We start from the raw sequence: 23,906 nt of genomic DNA, 5'->3' as shown, positions 1-23,906 counted from the left end.
CGTTTTTAGACAAGAATCTCTTGTTTCACGCTCTGGAATTCATTTCCAATGTAGATTTGTATGCCTACAAGGTCTTGGGTTCATAGCTCAAAATTGGGTGTTTCCCTTAATGATCAGATTGCAAAAAGAAAAGACTAATGAAATTTAAGTTTTCATATCAGGGTAAATGGAAGCCTTGTCTTAATGTGTTTGTCAATTATCGAGGCCTTAACACCTCGACCCACGGAACATTTCACCTGGTAACTGAGATTTTTAAAAGTGCAAAGGAATTTTCAAATTTGATCGGCAGCCCCCTAAATTTAACCATCACTCCTGCAAATTTTTTATCAGAATTACAAAGGTAGGATGATTCTTTGTACCAAGTCCCTATAGCCTTAATCAATGTCAAAATCCACTCTGTTCCAATAAATAATATATTTCGAACAGTTTTATTGCGTGCTTAATGAAGTAATGAGAGCTATGGCATTTTATAAGGAAGTTGAATCGTTATTTCAATCCGTAGACAGCTAAGTCATAAACGAGTTGTAAATCTGCCGCAGTGCCACCCACATTCCAACCCCAACTGCGATTGGAGATGAAGCCAGATCCTGGACGGGAGTTATATTTTTTCATCCAACAGGTGACGTTGCCAAATTCATCTTTCGAGAGAGGAACTATATCTCCTGTAACTTTCACTACCGCTCCGGTGGCCTTGGTATGTAATGGAATTCCCATGTTCGTTCCAATTTGTGTGGCCTGGGCATAATAATTTCCACTTTCATACGGACTGATAAATTCCACCCCCAGAAGCTCAGGACCGGTTTCTATGTCCCGAGAATACCCCCGATTTGGTATAACCGTGAAAAAATTGACCATTGAACCAAACCATAAGATTTTCCCACCTTTTTCTAAATACTGCCTTATTAAACTGGTCTTGAGTGGAGCTTGTACCCCTTCAGGTGGTATAACCGGATAAGCAAAAACTATCACGGAAGGTTCTTCATCATTTATTCTTTGCCTGAGGAATTGAATTAGTGTTTCGGATGAGTTCAGGTGATCAAAACCCTTTGATTTCAAATAATCCAACATTTGAAATTCGGCTATAACACCTTGCGTAAATGGTGGTTCGAAAGTATCTGGTTGATAAACCGTGAAATGTGGCTTAATAGTTTTGTCTACCGCATAAAAATAACTGTCATCTGAACCAAAAAAGATAGTTTGGCCATCGTATTGGGGTGCTGAGTAGATATCCCCACCGGATTGGAATGTACTTATATCTTTTCCTGTATTTTTATCAATTTCGTACAATTGCCCACTGGAACAGCCATAAAACAGACTGTTACCTACAATTAGGGGCTTAGTATAGACATGGCCATTATTTGGATGATTCCAAAGTTCTTTTCCCGTTTGTAGATCATGGGCAGAAACCAAATTATTTGTTGACCAACCCATGTAAACTGTATTACTGTCCACAGTATTCGCCATAGCCCACGTACTTCCCGTTGTGTACCGCCATTTTTCCCGATGGGTAGCCAAATCCACACCATACATTTTACCATCACGTGAACCGAATACAAGGATGCCGTCCTTGATGCTTGGCGTGTCAAAATTGCCACGACGAATCTCTTTAAAAGGGTCTTCAGGGGCGTTGGCGGCCCCTTCTGTCATAAAACTCCAACGTTCTTTTCCATCCTTAAGATTTAGAGCATATAAATTTCCATTATTGGCAGGTTGGTAGATGGTCTGATGCTGTACCAAAGGAGTGGCCCTAAGTCTTTTTCCGGCATCAAAGACCCAGATTTCTTTGCCGTTCTTTTTGTTCAGGGCATACAAATGGCCATCACCGGATGGCATTAGGACCATTTCATTTTTTACCACTGGTCCGGCAGTGTTGTTTTTCCAGCCACCGATATTTTCTACAATGGTAGGATTAAATTTAGTTTCCCAAATCATTTGCCCATTTGAAATGTTGAGGGCATAGGCATGCTCTGCGCGGCTGATGGCATAAAGATTCAGCCCATCCACAGCCAAAGGCCCATTGATCGCTCCTTCTACTTGGAATTTCCAAATCATCTCACCGGTATTTTTGTTGAGACCAAATACCTCGCCAGCAGAGTTGGCAAAAAATATTCGTTCCCCTGCGATCACGGCAGTGGAACGAATAGGAGCCAATGTCTTAAATTTCCATTTGGCTCGATAGTTGATTTCTTGAGAAAAACACTGTACTGAGATGAAAATCAAATACAAAAACATATTTTTCATGATGATCTATTGATTTATGCACAAATGTGCTGGTTAATTTATTGAATTGCTTTGTCCATTGGGAAAATCACTATATTGGAGAAAGGCAATGGCTTTTTTTGATCTCGATAATGAATGTACGTTATTGCCAATTTCAGGGATGTCCGACATCACCATTGTTCTGAACTCCCACTTCACCAATTCAAGATTATCTGTGGCAGATAAACTTTAAAAATTTGTTCCATAAATCAATTTTCCCATTTTAATATACCCGACATCTTAATAAGTTGAATAGCTATATGAATTTTATTTTTTGTGTTGCTCTGTAACATCAATTGGGGTAAGCATATTATCGTCTGAAATTTTATCCAAAAAATTAAAACTTGGGTCGATTACAGATTTTATGGGTTTTGAATTGACTATAAGAGAAAAACTATTTTGGCCGCTCGCAACCTGGACTTTTTTCGACTCGGTCATTGCCTCTGTTTCCACTTCAAGGGTTATCCATTCCGAACAAGGAATTTCTGACTTGTCCTTGGAATATTTATGTACTTCTACTTTTAGGTTGAGCTCATATTTATTGTCACCTATAGAACGATAAGTAGCGCTTTTTAGAATATTATCATATATAATCACTTTCTCGAAAAGGTCAGATATCCGATACTGTGCCGAATCAGGCGCATGAGATTTGAAATATCCAAGCAAATGTGATGTGTTGGTGAGATAACCGTCATTTTTTTGTATACATTGAGCTATTGCCTTGTTTAAATTCGCTTCGCCAATGTACTCTTGTAGTGCGTACATGACCAAGGCACCTTTATCATAGTAGATGTAGCTTTGATTTTCAACATCCTTTAGCGGCACTTCATTTATATCATTCACACGGCCTTTTAAATACCGGCGCATACTATAATCAAACCATTGCCTAACCTGATCTATGCCATACTTATTTTTGATGACCATCAGGGCCGCATACTGGGCAAGGGTTTCATTGACCATTCGGTTACCTTTCACCTGCTGTCTCACCAACATTTGTGAACCAAACCATTGATGTGCTGTTTCGTGAGCAATGGCGAACACGGGAATGCTTTTTGTTCCTTCTTTTGGGACAGCTAAAAAACCACTGTTTTCATACACAGCTATAGTCTGTGGATAAGATCTTGCACCATGTCTGAAACCTGGTACTTCAATAAGTTTAAAATTATTGGAGTGATAGTTTCCAAAGTTTTGATGGCAGTATGAAAGTGTTGCCTTAATGACATCCAACATCATATCAATATTTCTATGGTGAGATGCATGATAAAAAATCTCAACCAGGACTTGATGGGCACTATCCAGTTGAATGTGAGACTTTTTAACGGCATATTTTCCTGAGAACAAAGCATATTCTTTTGATGTAGGTGTATCGGTTTTATAGTGATAGTAGCTTCTATCACCCTCATTCCATGCATTGATCAATTGGCCTTTTGTTACGGCTGTCTGACCTTTCGAAGTGCTTAAAACCGCTTCAAACGATATATTGGTATCTGTCACTTTTTCAAGTTCTGATTCAGGGTTGATGCTGGGATATATTCCATTTTTAGGTGCTAAGCCAAACTCTTTTCTCAGTTCATTATCAGTCAACTCAGCTTGTGAGGAATAGCTGATAATACTGGGCATCAGGTCACCTCTATCTATAAAGGTTCCATTGTTCACTATATCTTGATAGTGCAACCCAAACCCAGTTCTACTTTTTCGCAGTTTGAATTGAAACGAAGCTGAGTCTTCCGGTTTCAAAGAAGGGTTGAAAGCGTACATATAGCGTCTGGATGCTTTATCGACCAAAATGGGGGCTGTAAGTTGTTTGTTGATTTTAACCTGTTCAAGGTCAACATTAGAGTCTATTGTAACATGAAGCGTGTCAATGTTTCTTGTTGTACGGTTTTTTAGTATGTACCTGCCCTTTACCGCTATTGATTGTTTGGAGGGAAAAATATTGGACTCTATTTGAATATCTGTAATCTCGGGCTGCGGGGTGTTTTCAAATTTTTTATATCTTTTTTCATAATTGGCCCTCGTTACATTCAATTTGTTTTCTGACGGAAATTCTTCCCAAACATTAATGTTCAAATAGATAAAGGCACCAACCAGCAAGGTGCTGAAGGTCAAAGTACCCAGACTATATTTTACATTGTTTTTAATAGTGGCCAAGTTGGGTAAGCCCGTTCCTCGACTCCATAATACACTGCCTATTGTGGCCAGGATTCCCGCCACTAAAATCCAAAAAAGCAAAAACCATAAATAACCTTCCCAAAAATGGCCATATCCATTTAGGTTGGAATATGGCACAGCTGGTAAGTACTTGAAATGGTACAAAGGAAAATCCAATCCTGCATTCCGAATAAGTGTCATCACGGACCAGTAGAGAATGGCTATGAAGATGCTTAAAAATTTGTTTTTGACGAGAATATGAAAAAATAGGCTTAGGAACCCAAAAAGAAGGTAGTCGGGGAGTAGGACAAGAAATAATTGCTTTAAATAAACATCCAATTGATAGTTGTAATATCCAAGAAATGTTTGTACCGATACTCCAATGAGTAAAAAAGCGCATAAAAGGGCAAGGCATATCAAGAACATGGCCACTATGATGGCATTCATAAATGTCCAGTTTGGAATAGGCAATGAGTCGAAAAGATCCGAGACTCTCAATGCTTTGCGCTTCCAAATCATTTCGGCAGAAATGACGGTCAATAGTATATACATGAAGAATTTGAAAACTTGGTTGGTCCTATCGATCAATGGGAAAGTAGTTGGAATTTGATCCGAAGGAACAAAGGAAATGGTAAGTGCCATTAGGAAAACTACACCTAGCCCCAATAATAAACCATATTTGCTTTTTACAGTGCTTGTGAATTCAAACCAACCTAAACACAATGTTTGCACTAAATGTTGTTTAAAAGTGAATTCAGTGGTTAGAACAGGGTGTTCAACAGCTTCTGAAAATGCGGCTTCTTTATCGTCCTTTGACTTGCCTTTATTAGAATATTCGAAGCGGAATTTCCAAATGGTAAATCCTAAAATTGCCGTTCCCAAGACCATCCAAATGATTCTGTTGATCACCATTAAATGATTGATTGGAATAGCTAAAGTATTCTTGTCATTTATATTCCAATATTGTGTGATTTGGTACAAATGAATTGTGCCAAAAGGGTCTATCAGTTCAGGAACAATGGATTGTGAATCCATAAACTCACCACTAATCAAAAAGCCCATAAAGGACAATATGGCTATGCCATAAGCCGGGATAATACTACGTGTAAGTGTGACCAGAGAAAAAGATATGGCACTAATAAAAAAGAGGTTAGGGATGACCATCAACCCATAACCTTTTAGATAGGTCAGTATATTTAAGGATCCTGTCAATACTTGATTATGAAACAAATAAAGATGGGTAAGCAAAGCCCCTAGACCAATGGCTGAACTCAGAAATACCAATACCGTGAAAGCACCAAGAAATCTTCCAAGAAGATAGGATGTCTTTGAAAGAGGTAGCGCGTAATAAAATTTATCGACTCCCAATTCCACATCCTTGTTCACAGCATTGGCACTGATTCCAATTACCAAAAAAGTAAGCCAAAGGGAATATCGATTTAGAAGGCTGTAAATAATTATCGGGGCATTTCTGTAAATTTCTCCCGATGGACCTCCTTTTCCTGAAGGTTCGTAAATATCCTGAACGGCTAAGAGAAGAAGAACAACAAAATAGAGATAAGTACTTGGTTTTTTAAACCAAGATGACACTTCCTGTCTAAAAATTCGGAAAAAAGTATCCATTCTACTTCCTGATAAAAAATAAATCTTCCAACACTGGTTCGGTGCTTTCAAAAGAAGCATCGGGACTACTTTCTGAGTGAACATAGGCAATGATTTTCCCTGAAATCAGTTCATGCCGAATCACGTTTTGAGTGGATTGTAAATCTTTAAATTCTGATCGTTCCACTTTTTTCTTCCAAATTTTTCCTGATAAGGAATGAAGTAATTGGACAGGTTTCCCCTGTTCTATTACCTTTCCTCTGCTAATCAGGGCCATATTGTTACAGAGCCGCTGAATGTCCTCCACTATGTGGGTGGAAAGTAATACTATTGCCTTTTCACTTACTTCGGATAGTATATTGTAAAAGTTGCTCTTTTCCTGAGGGTCAAGACCTGCCGTAGGTTCGTCAACAATGATCAGCTTGGGATTTCCAATAAGTGCTTGGGCTATGCCGAACCTTCTGGTCATCCCACCAGAAAATGTACCTAGTTTCTGGTTTTTTACTTTATAAAGATTCACCTTATCGAGATAGTATGAAACAGCTTCATCCCTTTCTTTTTTTTTCTTAATTCCTTTAAGAAATGCTATCTGTCGCAGTAAACTAAGAGGAGTGGATTGTGGATATAGTCCAAAATCCTGTGGAAGATATCCGAGTATTTTTCGTACCCCATCTTTGTCACGTATTACATCTAGGTTATCCAAATTTATTTCTCCAGTATCTGCTTCTTGAAGGGTTGCCAACGTTCTCATGAGCGTTGATTTTCCTGCACCGTTCGCCCCCAACAAACCAAACATGCCCATGGAAATGGATAGGTTGATGTTATCCAAAGCACATACTCCTCCCGAGTACCGTTTTGATAGGTTCTTAATTTCCAGTAACATTAAATATTGTTTTATTCTTCTATATATTCTAATATGTCCCCAGGTTGACAATCCAGGGCTTTACAAATGGCACTTAGGGTGCTGAACCGGACCCCCTTTGCTTTCTCAGTCTTAAGCATGGAGAGATTTGCCATTGTTACTCCTACTTTATCGGATAGTTCGGTCAAACTCATTTTTCGTTTGGCCATCATTACATCAAGGTTTACTACTATGCGCATAATGATGGGTTCAGATGATTAGACGCTGTTCTTCCTGGATTTTCACCCCAATCCTAAAGACTTCCGATATCACCAATAGCAATAGGCCAAATAATAATACCGGATAATCCAAATGGGTATTGATGTTCGCTTTTAGCATTCCTGCATCTATTTTTCCATTTAAAAACCGACCCAATTGAAAAATAAAAATGCTATTGAAAATAGATGCCCCTAAAGTGAACAATGCGATGATCCTCAGCCGACTTGCATTGGAAGTGGTAAAGGGTGCCTTTTCCAAAAGCGACTTACAAATTCGGATCACCAATAGAACAATAAACAGCCCTACTGACTGGAATAGGATTTCCCTGAATGCAAATAATCTTATTAGTCCTCCAGGATCATTTAGAAAATGCATCTTGCCCAAAGCACTGGTCATTAGAAACTCATACCTAGAACCATCACTTAACTCTAACCATCCAGGCTGATCCAAATAAAGGGGCACATCAGAAATAGCCAATGAATAGTTGAAAGAAAAGAATGTGTTAAAATTTAGGCCAAAAAGGGAATAGATGATGGTAAGTCCCAATACAATCCACTGAATACTCCAAATGACTCTCAGAAACCTATAGAATAGCTTGATTAATTGCCCGTGCTTTAATGTTTCCATTGCCTTTTTATTTGTTCTTCACAGTGTAATATTAATATAAATTTATTAAATAAAACAATAAAAAATTAAATAAAACGATAAACATATTTCGTTTTATCACCAATAGCTTACTCCTTCACTCTTACTATGAACTATGAACTAATACTATAATAAATCAATTTCTTACTTACTTTTGTAGAGTACATAAACAGCCTTGTTATACTTCACTTGACCCCCTCCATTCTGTATACTTCGCAAAAATTGGACGGGTTGGAACTTGACAATACACTTAATCTGAAAATAATTGAATTTGGTTACTTTAACCTAGTGTAAATACGATGAAGGGAAGACTCAAGTCATGCATGGAAATGTTTTAAGAATGACCTAATCATAGACCAAAATATAAACATCTGGTTTATATCAGTTATTGTTAGGTGTCCATGTTCCTTATTCGCGATTGCTAGAATGCTTCTAACTTATTTTTCAAAACAGCCATGTCCTCACTCACTTTCCTATCAATAATCTTGGCATAATGTTGAGTCGTACGAAGGTTTTTATGTCCCAGCATCTGCCCAACGGTTTCAATGGGAACTCCATTGGAAAGCATTATGGTAATGGCAAAAGTATGTCAGGTCAAATGCAAGTTTATCGTTCCTTTTCCGACCAAACATGCTCTCGGACCTCATCCAAAAACTCAGCCTCTTCAAACGGAATCAATTGCGCTGCCATTTCCAAAACAGATAGAATATAGACATCCGGTTCCACAATGGCAGTATGGTTTCCGGAATTGGGATTGTCCAAGGCCAAAATACAGACGTTAAGTAGTGACTCCACTTTAAAAAGCGGGTCGCAATAGCCTTTGACCCGTAAATGGGTGGCACTAAAATCCTTTTTCTGGGGTGTCAACGAACCAAAATAAGTTTCCAAAGAGAGGTCTAGGTTTTCTAGAGCAATGGTTTTTACTTTTTCCATACAAGATGATTTGGGTTTTATTTTTCCAAAGGAAATGCATAATGTTGAAAAAGATGTCATACAACAAGTTGACACTTGTTTTCTTACTAAAATATTGGGAAGCATTCTTGGGCTAAGTGCTCAAAAAGAGCGGAACCAATCTGATTTGGCCAGAGCTTGACTCGATGGAGTCTCATGACTGAAAGCAAAACCTTTTGCAAAATGGCAGAAGTACCTGTGGAACTACTTAGTGTATTCCTTAGTGAAAAACCAGTTGCAACCGCCTTGGGGGTAAAGCTATCCAAGTTGATAGATTTTTGAAATACAAAAAACCACCCGAAGGTGGTTTTCAATGTGGAGCCGGAGGGATTCGAACCCTCGTCCAAACAAGCAATAACCATGCTTTCTACATGCTTAGTATCTGCTTCATTTTCGATGCATACCTGACCAGATACGGCCCAATATACACTTAGCTTCTTTAGGTTTTAGTGGTACCGCCAAAGCAAACGGACACCCTTGTGTTGACTTTTTTGGTGCCCCTAAAAAGGTCGCCGTCAACAAGGGCTACCAAGGGACATCTCGCTTCCCTACCTTGTAGGGACGAGGCTAATCCTACTATAATTCAGATTATGCGGCAAGAGCGTAATTATTATCGCCAATTAAAAGTGTGAAACATGAGATTAACGAGCTGTATCCCAGCGCTCGGCATGCTTACATCGCCATTGGTCTTGCTGTCAAAACCGGTCGGCCCCATAATGAGTTAGGTAAGCTTTGCTTACCGTAAACGAATTATGCCCTGAGCGAAGTCGAAGGGCCTAAACGAATACTCATTTTTTTATCAAAGAACTTGTCCTGCACTATGTACTTCGACTACTTTCAGTATGAACTCTGTCGAAGTGTGGGCGTTACCAAAATATTGCTTCGCAACATTTCGGCCGGGCTTTCGGCTTTATCTTTTTCTGTTTCTCGACTTCGCTCTAAATAACAGAAAAAGGATATCGCCTCTATCCCTAACGCGGGCGGCAAAGGTAACTTATATCTTCAAAAGATAAAAAGTTTGCGCCATCTGCCCAATACCCTTATTTTGGTCAACAATTATACCAAATCGGTTTTATGAAATTCGGAATCATCAGGGAGCGCAAAAATCCGCCAGACCGCAGAGTGGTCCTGTCCCCAGCAGAGTGTCAAAATGTCCTTTCCACATTCCCCAAAGCAGAAATTTTGGTCGAAACTTCACCCATTCGGGTGTTTTTGGATGAAGAATACAAAGAAAAAGGTATTCCAGTGGTGGAAAATATGGAAAGTTGCGACATACTTCTCGGGGTTAAAGAAGTCCCTATTGATGCCCTGATTCCAAATAAAAAGTATTTCTTCTTTTCACACACCATAAAAAAACAGCCCTATAATCGTGATTTGTTACGTGCCATTTTGGCCAAGAACATTGAACTGTACGACCACGAGGTTATCACAGGTCCCAACGGACAGCGCTTGGTGGCCTTCGGTAGATATGCAGGAATTGTGGGAGCCTACAACGGCATGCGAACCTATGGACTAAAATATGACCTGTTCCAACTGCCCAAGGCCGAAACCCTAAAAGACCAAAAGGCATTGATCAAGGAGCTCAAAAAAATAAAACTCCCAAACATTAAAGTACTCCTCACAGGAAAAGGCAGAGTAGGCAATGGGGCCAAAGAAATGTTGGATGCCATGGGACTTAAAAAAGTCAATGTAGCAGATTATCTGAAAGAGGATTATTCAGAACCGGTGTATTGCCAAATAGATGCTTCCGAGTACAACAAACGCAAAGATGGGATACGGGGCAACAAATCTGATTTCTTTCAGAACCCCCACCAGTACATATCCAATTTTTTCCGGTTTGCAGAAGTAACGGATTTCTACATTGCAGGACACTTTTATGGGGACGGAGCACCCTATTTATACACTCGCGAGGATGCCAAGCGGCCCGATTTCAACATAAAAGTAGTGGCCGACATCAGTTGCGACATTGATGGCCCAGTAGCTTCCACCATTCGCCCATCTACCATTGCTGACCCCATTTATGGGTATGATCCTGCTACCGAAAAAGAAACTGATTTCAAGAATGAAAAGGCAATTGCCGTAATGGCCGTGGACAATCTTCCTTGCGAGCTGCCCCGCGATGCCAGTGTTGGCTTTGGCGAAGCCTTCACCAAACATGTGATCCCTGCCTTTTTTGACAATGACGCGGATGGTATCTTACAGCGTGCAAGAATGACAAAAAATGGCAAGTTGATACAGCGTTTCGCCTACCTTCAAAAGTATGTGGACGGCGAGGAATAATACCTTTTGTCGATGTATTCCATTTGAGGGTTAACGATATGTTATTTTTTAGTATATTGTTCGTCCTAGTGTAACGAGAACGTGAAATTCAATTGGGTGATTTCTGGAGAAAATGACCAGGCTGTCAAAAAGGCCTGCATTGATATGGAATATCGATTGCGTCCCAAAATCACCAAGTTTCTTCTCAAAAAATTGGATGGCGATTTTTCAGGTGACTTTTCCTGCTTCCATTTCGATGTTGACATGAAAAACCATTGGGTTTGGATTTCAAACAAAACCCCGCAACGTTTTATCGAAAAAATCAAGGCCGATTTCGACCAAGAAATCAATGGTGGGTCAACCTTGTTTTCAGTGGCTTAATTTTTTATTCAATTGCAATTTCCCATGAAACAATGGGGTGGACCTTTGGAGCAACATAAGCACCCAATGCCTTTAGGGTTAGGTTGAACGATGTTACAGATTCCAAAGTTTTTATTTGTAGCGTTTTTGTGCCTTCGGCAGGGACCGTAAAAACAGGGGAACTGGAATAGAAAGTGTAGGGCATCTGGTTCTCAAAGATCAAATCACTGCTCGATACATTTTTGAGTGTTATTTTTAAAATGGAGGTTCTGTCAATATACGATACGTCTTCAATTTCTATGCAGGCTTTGATCAAGGGCAATATATTTTCTTCTTTCCCCACTAAAAGCGAGTTGAAAACAGCCACGGTTCGCCCAGCGAACAAAGCTTCCTTTAGGCTTGCTTCGGTTTTTTCTTTGGCAAAGACCAAGGTAATGGGCCGGTCATGTCCTTTCTCCACATAGTCCCAATCAATTAATCCATGAATGTCACTGGTACCCATAATGGTGAGGTTGTTTTCCAAGGCAATGGCCAGCGATTCTTCCGCATAATCCCCTGTATTGATGACCTCAATGCCATGCAGTTCCCCATTTTTAATGCGCTCCTTTTGAAAATCACTCAAAATAGGAGTTCCCTTGGGCGATTGGGCATACCAAGCAGGATGGTTCCAAAAAATAAAACCGCCTTGTTTTTTGGCTTCGGCAAAAACGGGTTCCGCTTTTTCGTTCAATAATTTGTTGGCATCCTGAATAAAAACTGCATTATTATGGCCCATGGGGGCACTCCGTGTTATTTCGGAACCATGGACAATCAATAGGTCATGGTCTTTGGCTTCGGCCAAGGCCAAATTAAAAGAACGATTTCTATCTGGGTGGGGGATATCCGCTGCATGGGGCTGATATTCCAAATGTTCGGTAAGCGAAATCACATCCAAATTGTCCCGTAACGCTTCCATCACCCGAATGGTGGGCCAAACATTTCCGTCCGAAAAAACGGTGTGTTGGTGTAAATCGGTCTTTAGCGTTTTGTAACCGGGAACATCGGGAAAGGTTATGGCCCTGGAACTGATATGGGAATGCTCTTGGGCAAAAATAAGAGTTGAGGCAAAAAACAGCAGTAAAAACGGTTGGAATTTCATGGTCGTGGTTTTTTCAAATGTAATAAACCAATGCATGCCATGGATTTGTTCAAAAAATATTTTTAGTTAAGAAACGGTTAACTGAACTCAATTTTCGATTTTTACCGAATGAATCCAGCTGAAACCTACATTCTTAGTCAAAATGAACCTTTTAGAAGCATCTTATTGTATTTGAAGAGTGTTATTGAACATGTGATTCCTGGTGCCGATATGAAATTCAAGTGGGGCATTCCCTGTTTTTACATTGAGAAACAGCCCATCTGCTATTTAAATGTTTCCCAAAAAAAGAGGTATGTGGATATTGCATTTTGGAATTCGGCCCATTTGACGCTGCACCTTGACAAAATGATCACTGAAAACAGAAAGGTGGTTAAGTCGTTACGCTACTTTACCTTGGAAGAAATTGACGATGCCATTCTTATTGAGGTGCTGCGGGAAGCCTATTCACTCAAGCACAAGGGCTTTTACAAAAGATAAGTACTACGCCTTTGTTGAAGGTGCGATTTCTGTTTTCCCACTTTTCAATTTAAATAGGGCCACCCATAATGTCACCAACCCCAAAACAAGCCATAAAAGGTCTATCAATAAAACCTGTTTTAGCCCTGTATCAAGAGCAACCCACATCCAATTTCCAGATGAGATACCATTTGCAATTGGAATGAACATTGCCAATATGCTCCCTGAAATCAAAGTCCATTTGTTGGTGAAGCCAATGTTCTTTTTAAAAATGAAAAAGAGCGATACTACCAACCAAATTGGAAAGTAGGTACGATAGAGAAAAGGTCTATCCACCTGTTCTGCAAATTGCACTATTATAAATTGCAATGCCGTTACGGGATAGAGAGCCAGACAAACGGCCATATAAATGTTGGCAACCTGATAATTGAACTTGCGCCGCTTTTCGGGGATGTTCTTTTTATCGCGAGCTACCAGCCAGATCATAATTCCCGATAGAATAACGAAACAGGACACCAATCCAAGGATAAAGGAGATAATCCGAAGGCCATCCCCGGCATAATCGCCAAAATGAAGGCGAAACATCATATTCTTGACGCCATCCAAATACGAATTATTGGTCATGGGCACTTTTTCTTCCACAATGGAACCGTCCGCCATTTTATAAATACGATGTCCCAAACCGTTCAATTTTGAGGAATAACCCAAGTATCCGCTGATGGCCACATGCATATTGGCATCCCCATAGTTGAAAATATGGGCTTCTTTCAACCTAAAATCGGGCCAATCTTTTTTGGTCTCCTTGATGAAAGGATCAATGGCAATATCCTTATTTAATGTTTCATGCTGATAGGCATAGATGGGATGGTTGTATTCCAAATCTTCAAACAATTTGTTCTGGTCACCTCCATACAAACCTAATACCAATGGTGCCACCAAAACACCCTTCAACAAAAAGAAAGCTCCGGTAACGGCATATACAAATTGGAAAGGAAACCCTATAACACCTAAAGCGGTGTGGGCGTCGGTCCAAATGGTTTTGATTTTGGCCCAAGGCCGAAATACATAAAAATTGGAAACAATTTTGGTCCAATGTACCAAGATTCCTGTGAAGATTGCAAAGAGGAAAAAGAAAGCCACCAATCCAGATAAATAGCGTCCATACGGGTAGGGGATTTGGTCCAAAAAGTGCAGTCGGTACAAAAATTCGCCCAAATGGTAGGAGTCTACATAGGTTCCCGTGGTTTTGTCCTCGGTATCCAGATAGAAAAAGGTCCTGGTCTTATCTTCTTCCTGTGTCAACGAATCCTTGGATGCGCCAAGATTTATATTAACACGACGCTCATTGAAATAATGGCTGATTTCCACGTCTCTACCTTGCAGATTGTGGTCTTTGGAAATATCACTCAAATATTCATCCATACTCCCCACAATGGCATCTTGTTCTGAAGTTTGGTGACCGCGTTGCCAATTGGCAATTTCATCCCTAAAAAATGAAAAAGAGCCTGTAAAGAAAATTACATAAAGAGCCACACTGATGACGATACCACTAATAGTATGGGTATGAAATAAAATATTGTAGATACGGTTTCCCATAGTTTAAACGATAGGGTTGGTTTGGATTCCAAAATAGAATATGACAAAGAGGACTAAGCTGGTCAATAGATAGATGCCCCATATTTTCCAGCCGTTTTTGCCCAAAAAGGCCGCAACCATCAATACAGCCCAGAGAATAAAGGCGGAAAATGTGCTGGTGATGATCACGGCCACATGGTTAAACCAACTGGCTACGGCCATGTGGAATAGTACGGCTACGATCAATCCACCCAAAATGGCTGCAGATATTTTGGCAAAGCGTTGCCAAGTAGATTGGGTCAAGTATTTTTTGTTGGCTGGCATACGACTAAAACAAAACAATTTCACAAATGAGAAAAAGGATGAGGACCATCACAAGGGATTTATAGGATAACAATTGTAAAGGGGCCAGTAAAACAATCAAACTGGCAACCGTCATCAAAAGGATGAAAAAAGTAAAGACACCTGCGCCGAATCCCCATAACCAAATACTTAGCCCCAATGAAATTATCAAAAGGGCCAAGCTAGAATATTGTACTGCAGAGCGATGGTCAGCTACCCATTTTTCAAAACCCAGTACCCCTGACCCCGTCATTTTCTTGGAGGTGCTATATAGGAGATAAAAAGCAACGAAAACCAAAAGTGAAATACCAGTGACCATAGTTCTTTCTCTCGATTATTTGATGCAATACGTGGCGCAGTGCCAGATAAATTCGTAATCCTCCCCGTTGTAGGTGCCGGGAACTTCTTCCTTGGTAGTGGTCTCCACAATGTATTTGGTATCCCAGGGCAGAGCAAAGGAAACTTCACCATTATCATCGGTATGCAGGATCTTGGACCAAAGGTCTGCCACATACACTTGAAGTTCGTTTTGGGCCAATGGTTTTCCTTTATAAAGTACTTGGAGTTTGACTTCATCCCCATCATTGGCCAGTTGTTTTACCACAATTCCTTCGGGGTTGATGGTTTTGGTATCGGCATCCGAATTGCCTACCTGTACTTTGGCTGTAGAGTGATAATGGGTTTTAAAAATACCGAAATCGTACTGGGTGTAATCAATCACATCAATCTCATTGTTGTTCAGTGCGATGGTATACACTCCATTTTGGTTAGGCGTAAAATAGGCTGCATAATGGTCTTCCTTGGCAATGGTACTGAGTTCGGCCTTTGAGCCATCGGGAGCAATGACCCACAGTTTGAATTTTGCCACCAGGGGAAATGCCTCGCCCTCCACTTTTTCAATAACACCGTAGGTATATTCACCGTAGTGCACGCGTACTTCATGTTTTTCGCCGGATTCACCGGAACCCTTGGTTTCCAACCATAGGTAGTGGGCATTGGCTGAAATCATTCCAAAAAAGAAAAGTAATAAGGGTAAAAATGTGTTTTTCATGTGTCAAGGTTTTAAGGCCCACGGAAAACATGGGCCTTGTTAAATTTTTCTGATTAAAAAGTATAGGCTACGGTTAGTCGGCCATTGATTCCCGGCTCGGACTGCCAATACAGGTATGATCCATAGTTGGCTCCGGAGTACAGGTATTCGTCCAGAATATTGTTGATGTTGAACTGAACTCTAAAATGACTGTTTCTCCAGGACAAAGCACCGTCCATTCTAAAATAATTCGGCAAATCCGATTGATTGTCGGCAGCCCAGGCCCAAGTAGAGCGATCTACTTGATATTGATAGCCGAGCGATACGCCAAATCCATTCAAACTGGAAAATTCGGAAAAGTTATAGTTGAACCAACCGTTGGTCACGTGCTTGGCATGCCCTGCTACCCTTGTGCCCACTATATCTGGGTTGGGATCTTCGGTTACCTCCACTTTGGTGTTGGCATAGTTCAGAATAACATTGAACTCAGGTGTAATCTGTCCTTGCAGGTCAAACTCAATACCCTTGGATTGAACCTCACCCAAATACATGGAATAGTTGGGATTTTCTGGATATGACGTTAAGATGTTCTCCTTGGTAATTTGGAAGGCTCCCAAGGAAGTCCGTAGACGTCCATCAAAAAATGTTTTCTTGACTCCTCCTTCAATGTCATTGGCGTCCACTGGGTCGTTTAGCGGCTCTAAGTCAGCACTGATTCCAGCTTGTGGCAAGAAGGATTGGTCATACAATCCATAAATTGCCAAATCAGGTAATAGATCAATGCTAAGACCAACACGAGGGGTCACCACATCGTCATTTTCTTCTTTACCTTGGGTATAGAGATTTGTATACCTTCCGGCCAAGGTCAATCGGATTTTGTCTTCCAAAAATCCAATTTCATCTTGCAAATAATAACCTCTAAGGGTGTTGGCGCTGTAAGGTTGACCGCCTCTTCGGTATTGCACTTTTGTAGATCGGTCAAAATTGGGCATGGCCACTTCGCCATATACAGGATTATATATGTTGAAAGGCACTTCTGTGTCAACAATAAAGGTGTTGTAGAAGTCTGCCCAATAGTTTTTCTCACTAAAATCCAATCCACCAAGAATTTTGTGTGATACACCACCGGTTTGGAAAGCTCCATTAATGTACAGTTGGGCATATTTGCCAGCGGATAGTGCATCCCATTGAGTAATGGTCCTTACGGCATCCCCTGTGTCGGAATCCAATTGACCCAACCAGGCAGAATTTCCTTCTTGGTCGTAACGTAGATAGGCTAGCTGACCTTCAACACTCCAGTTATCTGAAAATTCATGTTTGGCATTCAGGAAAAAGGTAACCTCCTGAATATCGGTTTTGGGGTAGTTGCTATCCACAAAATTGAAGTCGCGAGGTAAACTTGCGTATCCATCGGCCACGGAAGCAAAGATGTAGGCCGATCCCAAGAACGATTCCGCATCTTGAAGGTTCATTTCGGCAGTGATGGATGTTTTGTCTGAAAATTTATAGGTCAGGGTAGGGGCAATGCCAAATCTATCGGTCTGCTCGTTGCCTCGATGGCTGTCTGTGGTCTGGTACATGGCATTAAAACGATAGAGCAATTTACCATCGTTGGATGCTTTTCCACCAACATCCACCGTACCACGATAAAAATCAAAGCTACCTGCGGTAAAAGAAGCATTGGCAATGAATTGTTCAGTAGGTTTTTTGGTAACCACATTGTAGAAACCACCGGGTTCTCCGGCGGACATCATAAATCCTGCAGGTCCTTTAACGAACTCAACACGTTCCACCGTATTCATATCCTCGGCAAGAGGACCCCAGCTATCCTGGACGTTTACACCATTTCGGAAAGCGGGCAAACGAAAACCACGCATATTGATTCGGGCAAATTGTCCCCAGTGTTCCAACATGGTCACGCCACTTACATTACGGGTCAACCCGTCCATAATGGTGGTTACCTGCTGGTCTTGTAACAGTTCACTGCTGATTACCTGCACATTTTGGGGTAATTTCACCAGCTCGGTCTTTAGTCGTAATGAAGTTGAAGGCTGATTCTCAACGTATTTGTTCTGATGTCCTTCTACGACCACTTCGTTCAATTGTTCTTGTCGTTCGGCAAGGATGACTGTGGTAACCGTTGTGGTCTGGTTGGCCGATACATTGGCGGAAACGGTTTGTGTTTCATACCCGATCATGGAAAAAGTAAGGGTATAGGCGCCAGGGGCCAGATCCTGAATTATATAATTTCCGGAAGCGTTTGTTGATGTGCCAAGGCTGGTATGGGAAATGGCAATATTTACATTGTTTAGTGGGTTGTTCCATTGGTCGGTCACTTTTCCTTTTAAGTTTCCGGTTTGCGCTTGCGAAGTGTATATGACAATCAAGCTTAGGATAAGTAGTATATTTTTCATTTGTTATTTGTAATTGGTCTAAATAAATTTTGATTGCAAATGTATATCCCAACACGTATTCCTCCAAAGAATATTTAGACTAATTATAAATAAGAATCAAGAAAGTTTGTTATATTACTGAAAAACAGTAAATTACTGTATAAATTTTAACAAATGAAGTGGGGTTAGAGCGAATTAACAGTCTTTCTAATAGCCGTTAAATCCGTCAATAATTTTTCCAATAAACTTAAATCCAACATATTGGCGCCATCACTTTTGGCATTGGCCGGGTCAAAATGAGTCTCCATAAAAAGCCCATCAACCCCGGCTGCGATTCCAGCGCGTGCCATGGTACCAATTAAAGCAGGTCGACCCCCAGTAACCCCAGAAGATTGATTGGGTTGTTGTAGGGAATGGGTAACATCCAGAACTACAGGGGCGTATTGCTTCATAGTGGGGATGCCACGAAAATCCACAATCATGTCCTGATAACCGAACATAGTGCCACGATCGGTGATGATGGCCTGTTCGTTGCCGGTTTCGGTTACTTTGGTCACGGCATGTTTCATGCTTTCGGGGCTCATGAACTGCCCTTTCTTTAAGTTGACAACCTTTCCAGTTTCAGCAGCAGCCACCACCAAATCGGTCTGGCGGACCAAAAAGGCAGGGATTTGGAGCACGTCCACATACTCCGCGGCCATGGAAGCATCGGAAATCTCATGGATGTCAGTAATGGTAGGAACCTTAAAGGTTTCTGAAACCTTTTTCAAAATTTTCAATGCTTTTTCATCTCCAATCCCAGTGAAAGAATCAATACGACTGCGGTTAGCCTTTTTAAAACTCCCTTTAAACACATAAGGAATTTCGAGTTTGTCCGTAATGGAAACCACTTTTTCAGCAATCCGTAGCGCCATTTCTTCACCTTCAATGGCGCAGGGACCGGCCAAAAGGAAGAAATTGTTGCTGTCTACATGTTTTATCTGGGGAATGGCTTCTAGTCGCATCAACTTAAATTTTCCACAAAAATACTATTTTGATGATCTATATGTTATACTAGTACCAAATTAACCTACAATGCATCGTTTTCTTTTCATTGGCTTTCTATTCTACTGCCTTGGAATCAACGCACAGTATGGCAAAAACTGCGAAATACGTCAGTTGAAGCTAAACATTTTCAATCCTGGGATTGAATACGAAATGGGCGTAGGGGTCAACAGTACTTTAGATATTCGGGTAGCTTGGCAGGTGGCACTGGAACCTACCAGTTCAGAACCCTATGATACTTTGGATTTCTTTCCTGCCATTACGGCCCAATACCGCTATTACCACAATTTTAATGGGCGATACCACAGAAGACGGTCCATTTATGGGAATTCAGGGAACTACATAGCTCCATCGGCTGCTATTTTTTCACCGGAAGATCGTATTGTGGATGGCAATTTGGTAAAAGGTGTACACGGTTATGGCGGATTGGTCTATGGTATTCAGCGTAGCTATAACTCGGGTTTAAGTTTCTCCATTGATGCCGGTGCGGGATATTATGTGGGACCGTTTAAAGGAACCATTCTTCCCGTAGTGAACCTAAGTATTGGCTGGATCATCAGTGAAAAAAGATGGTGTGTGGGTCTCTAAGTTTTGAAACCCCTCAAAATCAATAAGATAAAAATAACATTTCGTTGTGTGTGCTAGAAAAAAATAGCAGTATCTTTGCGGGCTTAAAAATCAGGTTATGTCCAAGATTAAAAACATTGCTATCATTGCGCACGTTGACCACGGCAAGACCACCTTGGTTGATAAAATTATGTACCACTGCCAGTTGTTTCGAGATAACGAGAACAAGGGCGATTTAATTTTGGACAACAACGATTTGGAACGGGAGCGTGGAATCACCATTGTTTCCAAGAACGTTTCCGTAGTCTACAAAGACACTAAAATCAATATCATTGATACTCCTGGACACGCCGATTTTGGTGGGGAGGTAGAACGTGTTCTCAACATGGCCGATGGGGTGTTGTTGTTGGTGGATGCTTTTGAAGGACCCATGCCACAGACCCGTTTTGTGTTGCAAAAGGCTATTGATTTAGGTTTGAAGCCTTGTGTGGTCATCAATAAAGTTGATAAGGAGAACTGCACACCGGAAGAAGTACACGAGAAAGTGTTCGATTTGATGTTTGAGTTGGGTGCCGAAGAATGGCAGTTGGATTTCCCAACCGTTTACGGCTCTGCCAAGCAGAACTGGATGAGTGAGGATTGGCAAAAACCAACAGACAATATAGAACCGCTTTTGGATATGGTATTGGAACATGTTCCCGAATTTAAACCGGAGCAAGGTTCTACCCAAATGTTGATCACTTCCTTGGACTTTTCTTCTTTTACAGGTCGAATTGCCATTGGTCGTTTGCAACGTGGAACTTTGAAGGAAGGCCAGCAGATTTCCTTGGTGAAAAGAGACGGCAGAGTCGTGAAATCACGAATCAAGGAGCTGTACACTTTTGAAGGTTTGGGAAGAATTAAAGTGCAGGAAGTAAGAGCTGGAGATATTTGTGCTATTGTGGGTGTTGAGGGTTTTGAAATTGGTGATACCGTTGCCGATTTTGAAAATCCCGAAAAATTGAAAACCATCGCCATTGATGAGCCTACCATGAGCATGTTGTTTACCATCAATGACAGCCCATTTTTTGGAAAGGATGGTAAGTTTGTGACCTCTAGGCATATCAAGGAGCGTTTGGAGAAAGAGTTGGAGAAGAACTTGGCCCTTAGGGTACAGCCAACGGACAGTGCCGATAAATTCATGGTTTTTGGACGTGGGGTATTGCACCTTTCCGTGTTGATCGAGACCATGCGCCGAGAGGGATATGAACTTCAAATTGGTCAGCCCCAAGTTATCATTAAAGAGATTGATGGCGTAAAATGTGAGCCTGTGGAGCACCTCACCATCGATTTACCTGAGGAGGTTTCTGGAAAGGCTGTGGAAATGGTATCCATCCGAAAAGGGGAGATGACCAGTATGGAGGCCAAGGGTTCCCGTATGATCTGTGAATTTATTATTCCATCCCGTGGAATCATTGGTTTGCGAAACCAATTGTTGACCGCAACGGCAGGAGAAGCCATCATGTCCCACAGATTTAAGGAATACCAACCCTTAAAAGGAGAAATTGCACAGCGGCAGAACGGTTCTTTGGTTTCCATGGAGAATGGTACCGCCATTCCATATTCCATTGACAAATTGCAGGAACGCGGTAAGTTTTTCATTGACCCGGGAGAGGATATTTACGAAGGACAGGTCATTGGTGAAAACTCACGTGGAGATGATATGACGGTGAATGTGACCAAGACGAAAAAATTGTCAAACGTTCGCTCTTCAGGTGCTGATGAAAAGGCCAAAATTGTACCGGCCATCAAATTTTCATTGGAAGAAGCCTTGGAATACATCCAAAAAGATGAGTACGTTGAGGTAACACCAAATCACATACGACTTCGAAAGATTTACTTGAAGGAAGTAGATCGGAAAAGAAACAAGATTGACTAGGGAGTCAGTGTCATTTTGAGTTTCGCGAAAAATCTCTACCGTTGGTTCTCGACTTCGCTCGAACTGACCATTGTAAATTGATTATTGCAGATACTCTTGTTTTTGTTATTGAACCTGAATTTTACACTTGAACTTGTAAAGAGATTTCTCTTTGCTCCGTCGAAATGATGACCAGTCTTGTTTCCTGGTTCTTGAACTTTACCCTTTGTGCTTGTTTTTTTAAGTCCTAAGAACTTAAGTGCCCGTGGTGTTGTTCGCGAAGACATGCCACGGCCGCGCCAATAATCCCGGCATGGTTCATCAATTCGGCCTTGATTACATGGGTTTCAATGTCAATATGGTGACTGAACTCTTCCCAATCCTTTGAGGTGCCCCCACCGATGATGATCAAATCTGGGGAAACGATGAGCTCCACCAATGTCAAAAACTTATTGAAACGTTTTCCCCACTTTTTGTAGCTAAGGCCTTCCCGCTCTTTGGCTGAGGCAGCTGCCCATTTTTCAATCTTCTTGTGCTTTTTATAAGGAATCTGGCCTAGTTCAAAATTAGGAATGAGTTTTCCGTTGAAAAAGGCACCACTACCCAATCCGGTTCCAATGGTGATCATGATTACCAAGCCATCCTTTCCTTTTCCAGCACCGTAGTTCATGGAAGCATATCCGGCCGCATCTGCATCGTTCAGTACAGTAAATTCCTGTCCAGTGACTTCGGTAAATAGTTCATCAACATTAACACCTACCCAACTCGGGTGAAGGTTTCCTTGAGAAAGACAGACCCCATTTTTTACGATGGATGGAAAGCCGCAACCAACAGGGCCTTTGTAGTCAAAGTGCTCTACAATTTTGGCTACTACTTGGGCCATTTCGTCAGGTTTTCTGGATTTTGGGGTTGGGATTCGGTAGCGTTCCGTCAACATTTCACCAGTTTCGGCGTTGACCAAGGCACCTTTTATACCCGATCCGCCAATGTCAATTCCAAGAATATCCATATAGGAAAGAAAATTTATTTAGGCAAAGAAACAAAAAGTTTTGCGGTTCCTAGATATGTGAGGTAAATCATTCAAATTGATGGGTAAAGGGAGAAGGTTGAAAGGGTAATCTGTTTCTTGAGTGTACTTTTGATTCTTGCTCTTGAACTTGACACGTGCTCTTGGAAAGAGACTTCTCGTCGCTCATTCTTTGTTCTGTCGAAATGACCAGTCTTGCTTCTTGTTTCGTGACGCTTGATATTTGACACCAATCACACGAATGGTCACGAATTAGACCCAAAGTAGCCTAAAGTTTTATCTAGATCAGAACTGTAAATTGGATATTGTTAATTGTTTATTATTGGTATCACATTGCTTTTTGTATCACCTCAAACATTTTACTATCGTCGCATTTTAAGGTTTTGTGGGGATATTTAAGAATAAGCGCATAATCATGGGTGGCCATTACAATGGTACGTCCATTTTGATTAATGTCCTGCAATACCTTCATAACCTCAACACTGGTCTGTGGGTCCAAGTTTCCTGTCGGTTCATCGGCGAGAATGAGTTCTGGATCGTTCAAAAGTGCCCGTGCAATGGCAATGCGCTGTTGCTCCCCTCCTGAAAGTTCGTGGGGAAATTTAAAGCCTTTGGTTTTCATGCCCACCTTTGTCAATACCTCCTCGATTTTAGAGTCCATTTTGGAATCATCCGTCCACCCCGTGGCCTTGAGTACAAAACGAAGATTGTTATTGACGTTTCGGTCTGGCAGCAATTTAAAATCCTGGAATACGATGCCCAGTTTCCTTCTCAAAAAGGGAATATCCTTTTCTTGAAGTTTTTTCAAATCGAAATCGACCACCATGGCATTACCCTGTTTTAAGGGGATATCGGCATAAAGGGTTTTCATAAAACTACTTTTTCCACTGCCGGTCTTTCCAATGACATAGACAAATTCCCCCTGCTTTACTTCCAGATTTACATCCTTTAAAACAAGGTTCTCATTTTGAAATACGGCAACATCCTGTAATTTTACGATTGTCTCGGACATAATATCACTTTGAGTGAATAAAAGTACTAAGTTCTGAAATAATGTATGATTTTCGAGCATAATTATCACATCTTCGTT

Annotated in this window: 19 protein-coding genes, 1 other RNA gene and 1 pseudogene; 5 read left to right on the top strand and 16 right to left on the bottom strand. The window is 41.0% G+C overall.

The window, feature by feature from the left end; translation table 11 throughout:
* Positions 1–486: 486 nt before the first annotated feature.
* The 8 genes and pseudogenes from FG28_RS02275 to ssrA form a co-directional block, all read right to left on the bottom strand.
* Positions 487–2,241, bottom strand: a complete 1,755-nt coding sequence (locus tag FG28_RS02275; RefSeq protein ID WP_036379572.1) for a PQQ-binding-like beta-propeller repeat protein — start codon at positions 2,239–2,241, stop codon at positions 487–489.
* A gap of 285 nt (positions 2,242–2,526) precedes the next feature.
* A complete protein-coding gene (locus FG28_RS02270; RefSeq protein ID WP_036379570.1) occupies positions 2,527–6,033 on the bottom strand; it encodes a M1 family aminopeptidase in 3,507 nt (1,168 codons plus the stop codon).
* Position 6,034: 1 nt separating this feature from the next.
* Positions 6,035–6,895: an ABC transporter ATP-binding protein gene (locus FG28_RS02265; protein WP_036379569.1), complete on the bottom strand. Its 861-nt coding sequence runs from the start codon at positions 6,893–6,895 to the stop codon at positions 6,035–6,037.
* Positions 6,896–6,906: 11 nt separating this feature from the next.
* Positions 6,907–7,113 (bottom strand): helix-turn-helix transcriptional regulator, encoded by a 207-nt coding sequence (locus FG28_RS02260; RefSeq protein WP_036379568.1) that lies wholly within the window; start codon positions 7,111–7,113, stop codon positions 6,907–6,909.
* 10 nt (positions 7,114–7,123) lie between these two features.
* Entirely contained in the window at positions 7,124–7,759 is a 636-nt protein-coding gene (locus FG28_RS02255; protein ID WP_081894182.1) for a DUF2975 domain-containing protein, read from the bottom strand.
* Positions 7,760–8,198: 439 nt separating this feature from the next.
* Positions 8,199–8,366: pseudogene (locus tag FG28_RS20405) on the bottom strand (tyrosine-type recombinase/integrase); the annotation flags it as partial.
* 17 nt (positions 8,367–8,383) lie between these two features.
* Positions 8,384–8,710: a hypothetical protein gene (locus FG28_RS02250; RefSeq protein ID WP_036379566.1), complete on the bottom strand. Its 327-nt coding sequence runs from the start codon at positions 8,708–8,710 to the stop codon at positions 8,384–8,386.
* Between the two features lie 331 nt (positions 8,711–9,041).
* Positions 9,042–9,441: a transfer-messenger RNA gene (ssrA, locus tag FG28_RS20400) on the bottom strand.
* 361 nt (positions 9,442–9,802) lie between these two features.
* On the opposite strand from ssrA, the gene FG28_RS02245 reads away from it, so the two are divergent.
* Together FG28_RS02245 and FG28_RS02240 are read left to right on the top strand one after the other, a co-directional pair.
* Positions 9,803–11,008, top strand: coding sequence for an NAD(P)-dependent oxidoreductase (locus FG28_RS02245; RefSeq protein WP_036379565.1), 1,206 nt, complete (start codon positions 9,803–9,805; stop codon positions 11,006–11,008).
* Between the two features lie 81 nt (positions 11,009–11,089).
* A complete protein-coding gene (locus tag FG28_RS02240; RefSeq protein ID WP_036379563.1) occupies positions 11,090–11,368 on the top strand; it encodes a hypothetical protein in 279 nt (92 codons plus the stop codon).
* Positions 11,369–11,372: 4 nt separating this feature from the next.
* Here FG28_RS02240 and FG28_RS02235 read toward each other — a convergent pair whose 3' ends face one another.
* Positions 11,373–12,485, bottom strand: a complete 1,113-nt coding sequence (locus FG28_RS02235; RefSeq protein ID WP_036386057.1) for an Sb-PDE family phosphodiesterase — start codon at positions 12,483–12,485, stop codon at positions 11,373–11,375.
* Between the two features lie 108 nt (positions 12,486–12,593).
* Between FG28_RS02235 and FG28_RS02230 the strand changes: the two genes are divergently transcribed.
* Positions 12,594–12,962, top strand: a complete 369-nt coding sequence (locus FG28_RS02230) for a DUF1801 domain-containing protein (protein WP_036379560.1) — start codon at positions 12,594–12,596, stop codon at positions 12,960–12,962.
* Positions 12,963–12,965: 3 nt separating this feature from the next.
* Here FG28_RS02230 and FG28_RS02225 read toward each other — a convergent pair whose 3' ends face one another.
* The 5 genes from FG28_RS02225 to kdsA form a co-directional block, all read right to left on the bottom strand.
* Positions 12,966–14,537 (bottom strand): PepSY domain-containing protein, encoded by a 1,572-nt coding sequence (locus FG28_RS02225; protein WP_036379558.1) that lies wholly within the window; start codon positions 14,535–14,537, stop codon positions 12,966–12,968.
* A gap of 3 nt (positions 14,538–14,540) precedes the next feature.
* On the bottom strand, positions 14,541–14,840 hold the full coding sequence (locus FG28_RS02220) for a hypothetical protein (RefSeq protein ID WP_036379556.1): 300 nt from the start codon (positions 14,838–14,840) through the stop codon (positions 14,541–14,543).
* 352 nt (positions 14,841–15,192) lie between these two features.
* Positions 15,193–15,909, bottom strand: a complete 717-nt coding sequence (locus FG28_RS02210; protein ID WP_036379552.1) for a DUF4198 domain-containing protein — start codon at positions 15,907–15,909, stop codon at positions 15,193–15,195.
* Positions 15,910–15,962: 53 nt separating this feature from the next.
* Positions 15,963–18,302, bottom strand: coding sequence for a TonB-dependent receptor (locus tag FG28_RS02205; protein WP_036379551.1), 2,340 nt, complete (start codon positions 18,300–18,302; stop codon positions 15,963–15,965).
* 164 nt (positions 18,303–18,466) lie between these two features.
* Positions 18,467–19,285 carry a 3-deoxy-8-phosphooctulonate synthase gene (gene kdsA / locus FG28_RS02200; protein ID WP_036379549.1) on the bottom strand — a complete coding sequence of 273 codons (819 nt, stop codon included), beginning with the start codon at positions 19,283–19,285 and terminating at the stop codon, positions 18,467–18,469.
* A gap of 70 nt (positions 19,286–19,355) precedes the next feature.
* On the opposite strand from kdsA, the gene FG28_RS02195 reads away from it, so the two are divergent.
* Both FG28_RS02195 and typA read left to right on the top strand, forming a co-directional pair.
* Positions 19,356–19,913: a hypothetical protein gene (locus FG28_RS02195; RefSeq protein WP_036379548.1), complete on the top strand. Its 558-nt coding sequence runs from the start codon at positions 19,356–19,358 to the stop codon at positions 19,911–19,913.
* Between the two features lie 97 nt (positions 19,914–20,010).
* A complete protein-coding gene (typA, locus tag FG28_RS02190; protein ID WP_036379545.1) occupies positions 20,011–21,810 on the top strand; it encodes a translational GTPase TypA in 1,800 nt (599 codons plus the stop codon).
* 226 nt (positions 21,811–22,036) lie between these two features.
* Here the strand turns inward: typA and ppgK are convergent, their stop codons facing one another.
* Positions 22,037–22,798, bottom strand: coding sequence for a polyphosphate--glucose phosphotransferase (ppgK, locus tag FG28_RS02185; protein WP_036379544.1), 762 nt, complete (start codon positions 22,796–22,798; stop codon positions 22,037–22,039).
* A 346-nt stretch (positions 22,799–23,144) separates the two neighbouring features.
* A complete protein-coding gene (locus FG28_RS02180) occupies positions 23,145–23,828 on the bottom strand; it encodes a cell division ATP-binding protein FtsE (protein WP_036379543.1) in 684 nt (227 codons plus the stop codon).
* Positions 23,829–23,906: the final 78 nt, after the last annotated feature.

It is taken from the genome of Muricauda sp. MAR_2010_75, from assembly GCF_000745185.1.
In the GTDB taxonomy this organism is placed as follows: Bacteria; Bacteroidota; Bacteroidia; order Flavobacteriales; family Flavobacteriaceae; genus Flagellimonas.
This window is presented reverse-complemented; position numbering and strand designations above follow the sequence as displayed.